General features: G+C 70.1%; 13 protein-coding genes. 2 read left to right on the top strand and 11 right to left on the bottom strand.

What is annotated here, in order from left to right:
* A complete protein-coding gene (locus tag AB0G15_RS31335) occupies positions 1-729 on the bottom strand; it encodes an MBL fold metallo-hydrolase (protein ID WP_362846682.1) in 729 nt (242 codons plus the stop codon).
* Positions 730-876: 147 nt separating this feature from the next.
* On the opposite strand from AB0G15_RS31335, the gene AB0G15_RS31330 reads away from it, so the two are divergent.
* Together AB0G15_RS31330 and AB0G15_RS31325 are read left to right on the top strand one after the other, a co-directional pair.
* A complete protein-coding gene (locus AB0G15_RS31330; RefSeq protein ID WP_362846680.1) occupies positions 877-1,737 on the top strand; it encodes a peptidylprolyl isomerase in 861 nt (286 codons plus the stop codon).
* A gap of 65 nt (positions 1,738-1,802) precedes the next feature.
* Positions 1,803-3,032 carry a DUF349 domain-containing protein gene (locus AB0G15_RS31325; RefSeq protein ID WP_362846678.1) on the top strand — a complete coding sequence of 410 codons (1,230 nt, stop codon included), beginning with the start codon at positions 1,803-1,805 and terminating at the stop codon, positions 3,030-3,032.
* A gap of 201 nt (positions 3,033-3,233) precedes the next feature.
* Here AB0G15_RS31325 and AB0G15_RS31320 read toward each other — a convergent pair whose 3' ends face one another.
* From AB0G15_RS31320 to AB0G15_RS31275, 10 genes are all read right to left on the bottom strand, one after another.
* Positions 3,234-5,426 (bottom strand): bifunctional (p)ppGpp synthetase/guanosine-3',5'-bis(diphosphate) 3'-pyrophosphohydrolase, encoded by a 2,193-nt coding sequence (locus tag AB0G15_RS31320; protein ID WP_362846677.1) that lies wholly within the window; start codon positions 5,424-5,426, stop codon positions 3,234-3,236.
* 237 nt (positions 5,427-5,663) lie between these two features.
* Entirely contained in the window at positions 5,664-6,182 is a 519-nt protein-coding gene (locus AB0G15_RS31315; RefSeq protein WP_362675583.1) for an adenine phosphoribosyltransferase, read from the bottom strand.
* A gap of 232 nt (positions 6,183-6,414) precedes the next feature.
* Positions 6,415-7,473, bottom strand: coding sequence for a protein translocase subunit SecF (secF, locus tag AB0G15_RS31310; RefSeq protein WP_362846676.1), 1,059 nt, complete (start codon positions 7,471-7,473; stop codon positions 6,415-6,417).
* Entirely contained in the window at positions 7,473-9,239 is a 1,767-nt protein-coding gene (gene secD, locus AB0G15_RS31305; protein ID WP_362846675.1) for a protein translocase subunit SecD, read from the bottom strand. The genes secF and secD overlap by 1 nt, the downstream gene beginning before the upstream one ends.
* An 84-nt stretch (positions 9,240-9,323) precedes the next feature.
* A complete protein-coding gene (yajC, locus tag AB0G15_RS31300) occupies positions 9,324-9,689 on the bottom strand; it encodes a preprotein translocase subunit YajC (RefSeq protein ID WP_362846673.1) in 366 nt (121 codons plus the stop codon).
* A gap of 225 nt (positions 9,690-9,914) precedes the next feature.
* The gene (ruvB, locus tag AB0G15_RS31295) at positions 9,915-10,973 is read right to left on the bottom strand and encodes a Holliday junction branch migration DNA helicase RuvB (protein ID WP_362846671.1); all 1,059 of its coding nucleotides are present in this window, start codon (positions 10,971-10,973) and stop codon (positions 9,915-9,917) included.
* 108 nt (positions 10,974-11,081) lie between these two features.
* Entirely contained in the window at positions 11,082-11,702 is a 621-nt protein-coding gene (gene ruvA, locus AB0G15_RS31290; RefSeq protein ID WP_362846669.1) for a Holliday junction branch migration protein RuvA, read from the bottom strand.
* Entirely contained in the window at positions 11,699-12,283 is a 585-nt protein-coding gene (gene ruvC, locus AB0G15_RS31285; RefSeq protein ID WP_362677873.1) for a crossover junction endodeoxyribonuclease RuvC, read from the bottom strand. Before ruvC ends, ruvA begins: the two co-directional genes overlap by 4 nt.
* A gap of 115 nt (positions 12,284-12,398) precedes the next feature.
* Positions 12,399-13,682 (bottom strand): cation:proton antiporter, encoded by a 1,284-nt coding sequence (locus tag AB0G15_RS31280; RefSeq protein WP_362846667.1) that lies wholly within the window; start codon positions 13,680-13,682, stop codon positions 12,399-12,401.
* Positions 13,683-13,755: 73 nt separating this feature from the next.
* Entirely contained in the window at positions 13,756-14,508 is a 753-nt protein-coding gene (locus AB0G15_RS31275) for a YebC/PmpR family DNA-binding transcriptional regulator (protein ID WP_329078906.1), read from the bottom strand.
* Position 14,509 lies beyond the last annotated feature (1 nt).

Raw genomic sequence — 14,509 nt, 5'->3', positions numbered from 1 at the left:
CTAAAGTCCCCTGCCGGGGCCGCGGTCGTGCCGGAGATCCGCAGGGCCCGCGCCCGCGGCCGCCTTCGCCTCCGCGAGGTACGGGTTGGTGGCACGCTCGTGACCGATCGTGGTCTGTGGTCCGTGGCCGGGCAGGACCACCGTGTCCTCCGGCAGCGGCAGGCACTTGGCCGCCAGGCTGCGCAGGATGGTCGGGTAGTCGCCGCCCGGAAGGTCTGTGCGGCCGATGGAGCCGGCGAACAGCAGGTCGCCCGAGAACAGCACGTCCGGGATCTCCTCGGTGCCGGGCAGCCTGAACGTCACCGACCCCCTGGTATGGCCGGGGGTGTGGTCGACGGTGAGCTCCAGGCCGGCCAGCCGCAGCACCTCGCCGTCGGCGAGCTCGCGCACGTCGTCGGGTTCGGTGAAGGTGAGACCGCCGAACATCTGCTGCTTCGTCGACAGCGACAGCCCCTTGCCCGGATCGGACAGCAGGTCGCGGTCCTCCGGGTGGATCCACGCGGGAACGTCACGCGCGCCGCAGACCGGGGCGACCGACCACATGTGGTCGATGTGCCCGTGGGTGACCAGCACCGCGACCGGCTTGAGCCGGTGCTCGCGCAGCAGGTCGTCGAGGTCGCCGACGGCGTTCTGACCGGGATCGACGACCACGCACTCCTCGCCCGCGGCGGGAGCGACGACGTAGCAGTTGGTCTGGAAGGACCCTGCGGGAAAGCCGGCGATGAGCATCTGCCTCAGCTGATCTCGTCAAGAATGCGGATGGGAATGTAACCGAAGGGTACCGGTGCGGGTCGGCGGGCTGCGAACCATTACCCATTGGCCGATACGATTCGCCCACCTCATTAAGTACTACTCGGCACTCGGGAGGGCGAAGCGGTGAGCGGCAAGGAGCGCCAGAAGCAGTTGGCGCGCGAGCACTACGAGCGGCAGACGCAGCGACGCGTCGAACGCGAGGCCAAGGCCAAGCGCAACGCGATCGTCGCCAGCACCTTCGCCGGTGTGGTCGTGGTGGCGGGTGTGATCGCCGCGACGACCCTGTGGGGGGGCTCCGACACGACGGCGACCGCGACCACCGACCCGGCCCCGTCGGACAACGCCTCGCCGGCCGCCTCGGAGGCCGCGGGCCCGCAGCCCAAGGCCTTCGACCCGGCGAGCGGCACCTGCGGCTACGTCGCGGAGGCGGGCGGCGGCCCGGCCAAGAACGTGGGCCTGCCCCCGGAGAAGGTCGACCTGACGCCCAAGAAGATGACCCTGAAGACCAACCTGGGCGACATCGTCATCAAGGTGGCGGCCGACAAGACCCCGTGCACGGTCAACTCCTTCGCCTTCCTGGCGCAGAAGAAGTACTTCAACGGCTCCAAGTGCCACCGGCTGGGTTCCGACCAGTTCCCGATGCTGCAGTGCGGCGACCCGCTGGCCAAGGCCGACGGAAAGAACCCCACCGACGGCCAGGGCGGACCCGGCTACCGCTTCGTGAACGAGAACCTGGAGGGCGCCAAGTACACCCGCGGCGTCGTGGCCATGGCCAACAGCGGTCCCGACACCAACGGCAGCCAGTTCTTCATGGTCTACGGCGACACCCAGCTGCCGGCGCAATACACGCCGTTCGGTACGGTCACCAAGGGCCTGGAGATCCTCGACAAGGTGAACAAGGCGGGCTTCATCCCCCCGGGGGACGGCGGCACCGGGGCGCCGAAGGAAACCGTCGAAATCAAAGACGTGACAATGTCCAGTTAGAGCTGACGTAATACATACAAGGGGCGGTAAGTCCCGAAAGGCTGATGAAAGTGCGGGAGGACACGGTGAGCACCGACCCGTGGGGCCGGGTAGACGACGACGGCACCGTCTACGTACGTACGGCTGAGGGAGAGCGGGCCGTCGGGTCCTGGAAGGCCGGCGAACCGGAGGAGGCGCTTGCCTACTTCCATCGCAAGTTCGACGAGCTGGCCGGGCAGGTCGCCCTGCTGGAACAGCGGGTCCGCGGCACCGACCTGCCACCCGCCCAGGCCGAGGCGACGATCGTCAAGCTTCGCGAGGCGATCACCGACGCGCACGCGGTCGGCGATCTCGACGCGCTGCTGAACCGCCTCAACACCCTCACGGAGCTGGTCGCCCAGCGCCGGGAGGAGGTCAAGGCGGCTCGCGACGTGGCCAGGGCCGAGGCCAAGGGCGTCAAGGAGCGGATCGTCGCCGAGGCCGAGCGCATCGCCGACGACACGACCCACTGGAAGACCGGTGGCGAGCGGCTGCGCCAGCTGATCGAGGAGTGGAAGGCCGCCGAGCGCATCGACCGGGTGACCGAGGCCGCGCTGTGGAAGCGCCTCTCGGCGGCCCGTACGGCCTTCGCCAAGCGGCGCAAGGCCTACTTCGCCGGGCTGGACGAGCAGCGTGAGGGCGTGCGTTCCACCAAGGAGCGCATCGTGGCCGAGGCCGAGACGCTGGCCTCGTCCACCGACTGGGGCGCCACCGCGTCCGCCTACCGCGAGCTGATGCAGGAGTGGAAGACGGCGGGCAGGGCCTCCCGCGAGGTCGAGGACGAGCTCTGGGGCCGCTTCAAGGGCGCCCAGGACCAGTTCTTCCAGGCACGGTCGGCCGTCTTCGCCGAGCGCGACGCCTCGCTGGCGGCCAACGCCGAGATCAAGGAACAGCTCCTGGTCGAGGCGGAGAAGATCCTCCCGGTCACCGACGCCCGCGCCGCCAGGGGCGCCCTGCGCAACCTCCTGGAGCGCTGGGAGGCCGCGGGCCCGGTCCCGCGCGAGCAGCGCGACCGCCTGGAGGGTGGCCTGCGCAAGATCGACGAGGCGGTCCGCAAGGCCGAGGAGACGGAGTGGAAGCGCTCCAACCCCGAGGCCCGCGCCCGCGCCCAGAACACGGTCGACCAGCTGCGCAAGTCGATCGCGCAGCTGGAGGGCCGCCTGGCCAAGGCCAGGGACGCGGGCAAGGACAAGGACGTCAAGGACTCCGAGGAGGCCCTGGCCGCCCGCCGTTCCTGGCTGGAGGAGGCGGAGCGCACGCTCGCCGAGTTCTCCTGACGCCCGGCGCCGTCACCGGCTGACGACGCGACCCCGGGGCCGCGGGGAGCACTCCCACCACGGGAGTGCTCCCCGCGGCCCCGCCGCCTGTGGCGGGCGGGCACGCCCGAGCCGGTCGCGGGACGGGCGAGGCCGCCGGAGAGGCCGCACGGGACGGGCGGGCGGGGAAGGCAGGCCGCGTGCGGGAGCCCCTCAGGCCCCTCAGGAACCGGCGCCGCTGACCCGGTAGACGTCGTAGACGCCCTGGATGTTGCGGACGGCCTTCAGGACGTGGCCTAGGTGCTTGGGATCGCCCATCTCGAAGGTGAACTTGCTGATCGCCACCCTGTCCCTGGACGTGGTCACCGACGCCGACAGGATGTTGACGTGCTGGTCGGAGAGGGTGCGGGTCACGTCGGAGAGCAGCCGGGGCCGGTCGAGCGCCTCGACCTGCAGCGCGACCAGGAACACCGAGTCGTCGGCGGCGGACCAGGCGACCTCGACCAGGCGGTCGGGCTCGGACTGGAGCTGGTCCATGTTGGGGCAGTTGGTGCGGTGCACCGACACGCCGTGCCCGCGGGTGACGAAGCCCACGATCTCGTCGCCGGGTACGGGGGTGCAACATCGCGACAGGCGTACCCAGACGTCGGAGTCGCCCGCGACGACCACTCCCGCGCCGCCACTGCCGCGGGGCCGCCCGCGCAGCTTGGTCGGTACGGAGGTCTCGGCGATGTCGTCCTCGGCGCCCTCGACTCCCCCGATGGACGTCACGAGCTTCTGCACGACCGTCTGCGCGGCCACGTGGCCCTCTCCGACGGCCGCGTAGAGCGCGGAGACGTCGGGGTAGCGCAGGTCCCTGGCGAGGGCCAGGAGGGACTCTCCGGACATCAGGCGCTGCAGCGGCAGGCCCTGCTTGCGCATGGCGCGGCCGATCGCCTCCTTGCCCGCCTCGATCGCGGTCTCGCGGCGCTCCTTGGAGAACCACTGCCGGATCTTGTTACGGGCCCGGCCGGACTTGACGAACTTCAGCCAGTCGCGCGAGGGGCCCGCGTCGGGCGACTTGGAGGTGAAGATCTCCACCGTGTCGCCGTTGCCCAGGCGCGACTCCAGGGGCACCAGGCGACCGTTGACCCTGGCCCCGATGCAGCGGTGGCCCACCTCGGTGTGCACGGCGTAGGCGAAGTCGACGGGCGTCGCGTTCTCCGGCAGGGCGATGACCTGGCCCCTGGGGGTGAAGACGTAGACCTCCGAGACCGACAGGTCGAACCTGAGCGACTCCAGGAACTCGCCCGGGTCAGCGGTCTCCTTCTGCCAGTCGAGGAGCTGGCGCAGCCACGCCATGTCGCTGGCGGGCTTCAGCTTCGTCCCGGGAGGACCTGAGACGGTCTCCTCCTTGTACTTCCAGTGCGCCGCCACGCCGTACTCGGCCCTGTGGTGCATGCCGTGGGTGCGGATCTGCAGCTCCACCGGCTTGCCCTCGGGACCGATGACCGTGGTGTGCAGCGACTGGTACATGTTGAACTTGGGCATCGCGATGTAGTCCTTGAACCGGCCGGGCACCGGGTTCCATCGCGCGTGGATCGTGCCGAGCGCCGCGTAGCAGTCGCGGACCGAGTCGACCAGCACCCGGATGCCGACCAGGTCGTAGATGTCGTCGAAGGCGACGTCCCTGGCGATCATCTTCTGGTAGACGGAGTAGTAGTGCTTGGGGCGGCCCTTGACGGCCGCTCGGATCTTGGCGTCGCGCAGGTCTCCGGAGACCTTCTCGATGACCTCCTGCAGGAACAGGTCCCTGCGCGGGGCCCGCTCCGACACCATCCGGGCGATCTCGTCGTACCGCTTGGGATAGAGCATGGCGAACGCGAGGTCCTCCAGCTCCCACTTGATGGTGTTCATGCCCAGCCGGTGGGCGAGCGGCGCGAAGATCTCCAGCGTCTCCCGCGACTTCTGGTGCCGCTTGTGCTCGGGCAGGTAACGCATGGTGCGCATGTTGTGCAGCCGGTCGGCGAGCTTGATCACCAGCACCCGGATGTCGCGGGACATCGCCACGACCATCTTGCGCACGGTCTCGGCCTCGGCCGCGGCGCCGAACTTGACCTTGTCGAGCTTGGTGACGCCGTCGACCAGCAGCGCGATGTTGTCGCCGAAGTCCGAGCGCAGCTCGTCGAGACCGTAGGCGGTGTCCTCGACCGTGTCGTGCAGCAGCGCCGCGCACAGCGTCTCGTCGTCGGTGCCGAGCTCGGCCAGGATCGTGGCCACCGCCAGCGGGTGGGTGATGTACGGGTCGCCGCTCTTACGCTTCTGGTCGCGGTGGTGGTAGGCGGCCACGTCGTAGGAACGCTCGATGAGCCGCAGGTCCGCCTTCGGGTGAGTCGCGCGGACCGTCCGGAACAGCGGCTCCAGGACCGGATTCATGCCGCCACCCCATTGCCCCCCAAAACGTGCGAGCCTTCGCCTTACCGCCGGCTTCTCCTCGGCGGCTCCGGACATGGCGGAACCGGCATCGCCTGCTGGGACGGCCGTCTCGGGACCGCCACCGCCGGCGGTCGCGTCGGGGACGACCACATCACGGGGCACTCAGACTCCTTACGTTCGAGTCCAGATCCCTCAGTGTATCCAGACAGGGTTGTGTGCATTTGTCCGCGGGGTCGATCAGACGACGACGAGGGGGTGCAGCTCCACGTCTGTCAGGCGCTCGCGGCCCTTGAGGAAGGCCAGCTCCATGAGCACGGCGATCGCGACGACGTCGGCGCCCGCCCTGCGGACCAGCTCCACCGCCGCGCGCGCCGTACCTCCGGTGGCGAGCACGTCATCGACGATGAGGACGCGCTCCCCGGGGGTGAAGGCGTCCCGGTGAACCTCGATGGTGGCGGAGCCGTACTCCAGATCGTAGGACGCCTCAAGCGTCTCAGAGGGCAGTTTGCCTTTCTTCCGTACCGGGACGAAGCCCGCGCCCGCCCGGATGGCCACCGGGGCGGCCAGGATGAACCCCCGCGCCTCGATTCCGACGATCTTGTCCACCTCGTACAGCCCGGCCAGTTCCTCGGTCACCGCGGTGAACGCCACCGGGTCGGCGAGCAGGGGGGTGATGTCCTTGAACAGCACTCCGGGCTGCGGGTAGTCGGCCACGTCGCGGATGCGGTCGAGGATCAGTCTGCTCAGCTCGGTCATGGTCAGCGCTCCTGTGGAGGTATCGGGACGAAGGACACCCGGGGGTGCCTGGAGAGCGAGGGGGTCGGAGAGTACGGGAGGGGCTCGGTGGCAGTGGTGACGAGGGCGGGAGGGCGCCGGGAGAAAAACCAGGGAGTCGGGAGAAAAGTAAGAAAGCCAGGAGGCCGGGAGAAAAGTAAGGAAAACGCCTCCGCTCCCTGTGCGGGGAGCGGAGGCGCGGACGTGCTCGTACTTACTTCTTCTTCCGCTTGTCGCCGACGGAGGTGGTCTCGCCGGTGATCGTGGCGGCGCCGTTGGAGGCTCCCGCGGTGACCGGCTGGCGCACCGTCTTGATGCCGGAGCCTCCCCCGTGGGCGGCGAGCCTGCGGGCGATCGCCTGGTAGCGCGGTTCGCGCTCCTTCAGCGTGACCAGCAGCGGCGTCGCGACGCACAGCGAGGAGTAGGTACCGACGATCATGCCGACGAACAGGGAGAGCGACAGGTCCTTCAGCGTTCCCGCGCCGAACAGCGTGGTGCCGATGAAGAGGATCGCCGCGACCGGCAGGATCGCCACCAGGGTGGTGTTCAGCGACCGGATCAGCGTGTGGTTCAGCGCGTTGTTGGCGGCCTCGGTGTAGGTGAGCTTGGAGGTCGTGCCGAGCTTGGCGGTGACCTCCTTGATCATGTCGAAGACGACGACGGCGTCGTACAGCGAGTATCCGAGGATCGTGAGGAAGCCCAGCAGGGTCGCCGGGGTGACCTCGAAGCCGGACCAGGCGTAGACGCCGGCGGTGATCACCAGGTCGTGCAGCAGCGCCACGACGGCGGCCAGCGCCATCTTCCACTCGAAGGCCATCGTCAGGTACAGGATGATCGCCAGCATGAAGACGATCAGTCCGATGACGGCCTTGTTGGCCACCTGGCCGCCCCACGAGGCACCGATGACCTGGAGGTTGACCTGGTCGGCCGGCATCTTGAACTCGGTGGCCACCGCCTTCTGGACCGCGGTGACCTGGTTGGCCGGGAGGCTCTCCGTGGTGACCCGCCAGCCGTTCTGGGTCGTCTGCGCGATGACCTGGTGCGCACCGGCGTCGGTGAACGTGGCGCGCACCTGCTCGATGTTGGCGGTCGGGGCCTTGAAGGAGAAGACGGACCCGCCCTTGAACTCCACGCCCAGGTTGAGCCCGTTGAAGACCAGACCGGCGATGGAGATCACCAGCAGAACTGCGGAAAGGGAGTACCAGAGCTTCTTGCGGCCGACGAAGTCGACGTCGACCTCGCCCCGGTACAGCCGGCGCGCGATGCCGGACATCAGGCCTCCTGCGGAACGGTCTTGGGCGTGACGGGGGCCTCGCTCATGCGCTCGGCGTCGAGCCCGGAGAGCTTGTGCCCCTTGGCGAAGAACTTCAGCTTGGCCAGCATCGCGACGAACGGCTTGGTGAACATGAACACCACGGCGATGTCGATGAGCGTGGTCAGGCCCATGGCGAAGGCGAATCCGGCCACGCCGCCGACCGCCAGGAAGTAGAGGACCACGGCGGCGATGAACATGACGGCGTCGGCGATGAGGATCGTCCGCCGGGCGCGGACCCAGGCGACCTCGATGGCCGTGCGCAGCGAGCGCCGGCCCTCCTTCATCTCGTCACGGATGCGTTCGAAGTAGACGATGAACGAGTCCGCGGTGATACCGATCGAGACGATCAGTCCGATGATGTGCGGCAGCGAGAGGCGGAAGCCCGCGAACGCGCCGAGCAGCACGACGGACTGGTAGGTCACGATCGTGGCCACCAGGAGGCTCAGCACCGACACGATGCCCAGACCCCGGTAGTAGAGCATCGAGTAGATGACGACCAGCAGGAGGCCGATCGCGCCCGCGATGAGGCCGCCGCGCAGCTGGTCGGCGCCCAGCGTGGAGGAGACCTCCTCGATGGAGCTCTTCTCGAACTTCAGCGGCAGCGCGCCGTACTTGAGCTGGTTGGCCAGCTCGTCGGCCGTCACCTGGGTGAAGCTGCCGGAGATCTGCGCCCGGCCGCCGGTGATGGGCTCCTGGATGACGGGTGCGGAGATGACCACGCCGTCGAGGACCATGGCGACCTGGTTGCGGGGAGCCTGCGAGTTGAAGGCGGTGGTGGTGACCTTCGACCACTGGTCGGGGCCCTGGCCCTTGAAGGCGAGCTGGACGAGCCACTCACCGGTTTGCGGCTCGACGCCGGAGGACGCGCTGTCGATCGAGGTGCCGGTCACGGCCGCCTTGTCCAGCACGAACTTGGTGCTGCCGTCCTGGCTGCAGCCGACGTACTGCTTGTCCGGCGCGTCCTGGGCGCCCACCCCCGCGTCCTTGGCGCAGTCGAGCGTCTGGAACCGCTTGAGCGCCGCGGGGTCGATCCCGGTGGGGTCGACGCCCGCCATGGGGTCGTCGGGCGCCGTCGGCGGGGCCGTCGGCGCGGCGCTGGCGTCCGGGGCCGCGCTCTTGCCCGGCTTGGCGGGCTTGTCACCCTTGTCACCGCTCGGCTCGGCGGAGGGCGCGGGAGTGGCGCCGGGACTCGGGTTGGTCAGCGCCGACGACAGGGCGCGGCCGGCCGGGGAGGCCCCCGTGTCGGGCGCGGCGGTCGCGCCGGGCTTCGGGGTCCCCGACTCGGCGGGCTTTGACTCCTTGTTGCCCTTGCGCCCGGAGGCGGTGGGCGAGGGAGTCGGCGTCGGCGCCTGGGTGGAGAGCTGACCCGGGGGCGGAGGCGACCCGGCCCCGATCGCCAGCACTTGGCGGAACCTCAGCTCCGCGGTGGTGCCGACCAGCTTGACGACTTCCTCCTGGCCGGCTCCGGGAACGGAGATGACGATGTTGTCGCCGGATTTGGCGACCTCGGCGTCGGAGATGCCGCTGCCGTTCACCCGCTCGCGGATGATGTTCACGGCGAGGTCGAGGCTCTCCTGCGAGGGAGCGCTCCCGTTCGGCGTGACGGGCTGCAGCGTCACGGTCGTGCCGCCGGCGAGGTCGAGGCCATACTCCGGCGTGTACGCCTTGTTGAGGAGCATCGCCCCGCCCATGGCGAGAATGATCGCCAGAAGCACCAGGAGCATGCGCCCCGGTCTGCTCTGGCCGCTGGTCGGTCGGGCCACTGGTCGTCAGTTCTTTCGGTTATAGGGGGTTGGAGGTGAGGCTACTCACGGCTTCTTGCTCGTCGTGTCGTGGTCTGCACCCTGCTGTTCCGCCGTCTCCACGACACCGTGGTCGACAGCCTTGACATTCTCCTCCTCCGCGTCGTCAACGGGAACCAGGACACGGCCGATGGCCGCCTTGACCCAGCGGGTCTCCACGCCGGGGGCGATCTCCAGGATCACGTCGTCGGCGTCGATGGCCACCACGGTCGCGAAAAGACCCGTCGTGGTCATGACACCGGTGCCCGGCGTGAGGCTGTTCTGCATCTTGACCTGCTCCTGCTGCCGCTTGCGCTGCGGCCGGATGAGCAGGAAGTAGAACACCACGACCATGAGAGCGATCATGATCAGGCTCGAATAGTTGCCGCCCACAGGGCCGCTCCCTCTCTTGAGATTGACCGGCGGAAGCCGGACGTCACATACGGCCACGCCGCTCAGCACGTCAGCCTACACAGCCAGCCAAGGCTCGGAGTTTAGGCGAGCTGTTAAGAGCGCGGCAACGAAGTCACGTTTTGGCGCGCAGGGAAGTTCCCATTTCGATACAGTTGTCATCGATCTGTGATCAATCCTGTACGTCTTCCCTACCGACTCCCAACGTTAGACGGCCCCGGGATCATCCTCAAGATCGATGAGAAACGAGGCTCCGAAGGCGTCCGGCGGGGGCACCAGCCCCATGTGGGTCCAGGCCGCAGCGGTCGCCACCCGGCCACGGGGGGTGCGGGCCAGCAGTCCCTGCCGCACCAGGAACGGCTCGGCGACCACCTCGACCGTCTCCGGCTCCTCCCCCACCGCGACCGCCAGCGTCGACAGTCCCACCGGCCCGCCGCCGAACTTGCGCAGCAGCGCCCCGAGCACCGCCCGGTCGAGCCGGTCGAGCCCCTCGGCGTCGACCTCGTAGAGGTTGAGCGCGGCGGAGGCGACATCCCTGGTGACGACGCCCTCGGCGCGCACCTCGGCGAAGTCGCGGACCCGGCGCAGCAGCCGGTTGGCGATGCGGGGGGTGCCCCGGGAGCGGCCGGCGATCTCGCGGGCGGCGTCGCCGGGGAGCGTGACGCCCAGCAGGCGGGAGGAGCGGTGCAGCACCTCCTCCAGCTCGGCGACCCCGTAGAAGTCCATGTGCGCGACGAAACCGAAGCGGTCGCGCAGCGGCGCGGGGAGCATGCCGGCCCGGGTGGTGGCGCCGACCAGGGTGAACGGGGCGATCTCCAGCGGGATCGCGGTCGCCCCCGGCCCCTTGCCCACCACGATGTCGACGCGGAAGTCCTCCATCGCGAGGTAGAGCATCTCCTCGGCGGGCCTGGCCATCCGGTGGATCTCGTCGATGAACAGGACCTCGCCCTCGGAGAGGGTCGACAGGATCGCCGCGAGGTCGCCGGCCCGCTCCAGCGCGGGCCCCGAGGTGATCCGGAGGGGCACGGAGAGCTCGGTCGCGATGATCATGGAGAGGGTCGTCTTGCCCAGCCCGGGTCCGCCGCTCATCAGCACGTGGTCCGGCGGCCGGTTGCGCCGCAGCGCGCTCTGCAGCACCAGCGACAGCTGCTCGCGCACCCGCGTCTGGCCGATGAACTCCTCCAGCCGCTTGGGCCGCAGCGCCGCCTCGATGTATCTCTCGTCGCCCTCGGCGTCCGGCGACACCAGATCACGGTCGGAACCCACGCCGCCCCTCCCCCTCTCGCCGTACGGCGGAACCGCCGGAGCCCTCCGGGGACCGCGCGGCCCCGCCCACCGTCTCGCGGCACACGTCCCGTACGGCGCGCCCGTCCCTCATCGCACGCTCAGCGCGCGGAGCGCGGCCTTGAGCAGGGCCGCCACCTGCGGGGTGCGGCCCTCGGCCAGCTCGGCGTCGGCCTGCGGCTCGACGACGGCGACCGCCTCGTCGGCGTCCCGCCCCGAGTAGCCCAGGCCGACCAGCCCGGAGTGGACCTGGGCGCGCCAGGCGGGCGCGGCGACGCGGCCGTCGAGGGCGGCGTTGACGGCCTCCTCCGGCGTGCCGAGCTTGTTCTTGAGGTCGACGATGATCCGCTGGGCACCCTTCGGGCCCACCCCGGGGACCCTGGTCAGCGCCTTGACGTCGGCGGAGGCCACCGCCACCCGGAGCGCGTTGGGGGTGTGCACGGCCAGCATCGCCAGGGCGACCTTGGGACCGACCCCGCTCGCCGTCTGCAGCATCTCGAAGATGCCGCGCTCGTCGTCGGTGACGAAGCCGAACAGGGTGAGCGACTCCTCGCGGACCACCAGCGAGGTGGCGAGCCTGGCCTCCTCGCCCGTCCTGAGCGTCGCCAGCGTGCCCGGCGTGCAGTGCACCAGGACTCCTACCCCGCCGACCTCGACGACCGCGCCGTCGGCGGCGATCGCGGTCACCTGCCCTCGCACCGAGGCGATCACTTCGCGGTTCCTCTCGGGTGTCCGGCCCTGCCACGGCCTCGGAAGTAGGCGGCGGGGGTGGTGGTGGCGCTCGCCGCCTTCGCGGCGGCCTCGGCCAGCCTGCTCTGGGCCCCGCCCCGCCACACGTGGCAGATCGCGAGGGCGAGCGCGTCGGCGGCGTCGGCGGGCTTGGGCATGGCGTCCAGCCGCAGCAGGCGGGTCACCATCGTGCCGACCTGCTGCTTGTCTGCCGTGCCGCTGCCGGTGATGGCGGCCTTGACCTCGGACGGCGTGTGCAGCGCGACCGGCAGGCCCCTGCGGGACGCGCACAGGATCGCCACGGCGGAGGCCTGCGCGGTGCCCATCACGGTCCTGAGGTTGTGCTGGGCGAAGACCCGCTCCACGGCCACCGCGTCGGGCCGGACCTCGTCGAGCCACCGCTCGATGCCCGCCTCGATCGCCACCAGCCGGGCGCCGATCTCGTCGTCGGCGGGGGTGCGGACGACCCCGACCTTGACCAGGCTCAGCGGCGCGCCGGGCCGCCCCTCGACGGCGCCGAGCCCGCATCGGGTAAGCCCGGGATCGACCCCCATCACCCGCAACTCGGGCAACCGCACCGACACGCCTCCGCTCGCCGAACACCTGTTCGGTGGCAGACTCTACCGCGTGGGAGCGGCCCGCGCACGGCTCTTCCCCGGCCCGCCGCGGGGGCCGGGCTCACAGGTGCTGGGCGGCGGGTTCCGCCTCCTCGTCGTCCTCGTCGCTCTTCCTGTCGCGCAGCCGGTCCAGGCGGTTCATCACCGGCGAGGCCGAGATGCCGTGGATCACCAGGGAGGCCAGCACGGTGAAGGCGACCACGGCCCAGAGTTCCTCGGCGGGCACGCCGAAGTCGGCCTGGCCGAGGGCGTAGGCGAGATAGAACAGCGAGCCGATGCCGCGGATGCCGAAGAACGCCGTCGCGACGCGCTCGCGCGGCCCGGCCCTGCCGCCCAGCTCGGCGAGCCAGCCGGCCAGCGGCCGGATGACCAGCAGCAGCAGGAGGCCGACCGCGGCGCCCTGCCAGGTGAGCGCGGACAGGCCGCCCATCGCGACGAAGCCGCCGAGCAGCACGATCAGCCAGGCGGTGAACAGCCGCTCGATCTGCTCTATGAAGCCGTGCAGCACCCCGTTGTAGCCGTGGCTGCGCTCGGCCGCCCTGATGGTGCAGGCGGTCACGAACACCGCGATGAAGCCGTAGCCGTGCACCAGCTCGGTGAGGCCGTAGGCCAGGAACGTCGCGGCCAGCGCCACGAAGCCGTCGCGGTGCTCGGCCAGCCGCAGGTCGGACTTCTGGGCGCGGAAGAACAGCCGCCCCAGCCCCTTGCCGATCAGCAGGCCGCACACCACGCCCGCGGCGCACCGGTAGAGCAGGTCCACCAGCGTCCACTCGGCGATCCAGCCGACACCCCCGGCAACGGCCAGCGTGATCGCCGCGTACACCAGGGGGAAGGCCAGGCCGTCGTTGAGGCCCGCCTCGGAGGTGAGGGTGAAGCGGACCTCGTCGTCGGCCTTCTCCGAGTCGACGGGCTCACCGACCTGCACGTCGGAGGCGAGCACCGGGTCGGTCGGCGCGAGCACCGCGCCCAGCAGCAGCGCCGCGGCCAGGGGCCAGCCGAGCAGGCCGTACGCGGCGGCGGCCACGGCCAGGACGGTCAGCGGGAGCGTCCACCCCAGCAGGCGCCAGGTCGAGGACCAGTCGCGCCGGCCGAAGGGCCGGTTGATGGCCAGCCCGGCGCCCATGAGCGAGATCAGCACGCAGATCTCGGTGGCGTGCTCGACCAGCGTCCGATGGGCCACCGGATCGGGATCGGGCAGCTCCAGCGGCAGGGCGTAGAGGAGGAGGCCGCCCAGCAGGCAGGCCAGGGGGAGCGAGAAGGGGCGGCGGTTGAGGAGCCGCGGGAGCGTGGCCGCGAGCAGCGCGGCGACGCCCGCCACGGCAAAAATCAGGTCAGGATTGCCCATTGTCCGCGTGATATGCCCTCGACCACGCGGACAAACCTCGCAGACCACACGAGATCACACCGAACAGCCCGAGCTACGCGTCGAGCTTCTCCATGACCTCGTCGGAGACGTCGAAGTTGGCCCAGACGTTCTGCACGTCGTCGCTGTCCTCGAGGGCGTCGATCAGCCTGAAGACCTTGCGGGCGCCGTCCTCGTCCAGCGGGACGTTCATCGTCGGCATGAAGCTGGACTCGGCCGAGTCGTAGTCGATCCCGGCCTCCTGCAGGGCCTTGCGGACCGGGACGAGGTCGGTGGCCTCGGAGACGACCTCGAACTGGTCGCCCAGGTCGTTGACCTCCTCGGCGCCCGCGTCGAGGACCGCGACCAGCACGTCGTCCTCGGCCAGCTCACCCTTGGGGACGAGCACGACGCCCTTGCGGTTGAACATGTAGGACACCGAGCCGGGGTCGGCCAGCGAGCCGCCGTTGCGGGTCAGCGCGACGCGGACCTCGGAGGCGGCGCGGTTGCGGTTGTCGGTGAGGCACTCGATCAGCACCGCGACGCCGCCGGGGGCGTAACCCTCGTACATGATGGTCTGCCAGTCGGCGCCGCCGGCCTCCAGGCCGCCGCCGCGCTTACGGGCACGCTCGATGTTGTCGATCGGGACCGAGCTCTTGCGCGCCTTGGTGATGGCGTCGTACAGCGTCGGGTTGCCGTCCGGATCGGGTCCGCCGGTCCGGGCCGCGACCTCGATGTTCTTGATGAGCTTGGCGAACAGCTTGCCGCGCTTGGAGTCGAGCGCGGCCTTCTTGTGCTTCGTCGTCGCCCATTTGGAGTGGCCGGACATC

This window comes from Streptosporangium sp. NPDC023825, assembly GCF_040639575.1.
Classification (GTDB): domain Bacteria; phylum Actinomycetota; class Actinomycetes; order Streptosporangiales; family Streptosporangiaceae; genus Streptosporangium.
This window is presented reverse-complemented; position numbering and strand designations above follow the sequence as displayed.